Raw genomic sequence first — 230 nt, 5'->3', positions numbered from 1 at the left:
ACACATCAATTTTAAAATTATGAATACTAATTTTTTCAGTCAGATCGCCCAAATGAACATTACAGGTAATTTACAGATCACCATCACACAGGGCGCAGAAAGCAATTGGATTGTATCTGCATTGCTTCAAAACGAAAACTGTGGCGACAACGCCAAACAACTGATTGTCCCCTGCACCCTACGGGGAACAGTACAGGAACTGGACGAGGACTTTTTTGGAACCATTACCT

Annotated in this window: 1 pseudogene; it reads left to right on the top strand. The window is 41.3% G+C overall.

What is annotated here, in order from left to right:
• Window positions 1–19: 19 nt before the first annotated feature.
• Window positions 20–230 (top strand): annotated as a pseudogene (locus tag SB772_RS46225) (prtrc system protein e); the annotation flags it as partial.

The organism is Paraburkholderia sp. SIMBA_030 (assembly GCF_046535245.1).
In the GTDB taxonomy this organism is placed as follows: Bacteria; Pseudomonadota; Gammaproteobacteria; order Burkholderiales; family Burkholderiaceae; genus Paraburkholderia.
The sequence above is the reverse complement of the archived record's forward strand: the minus strand, read 5'-3'. Positions and strand labels throughout refer to the sequence as shown.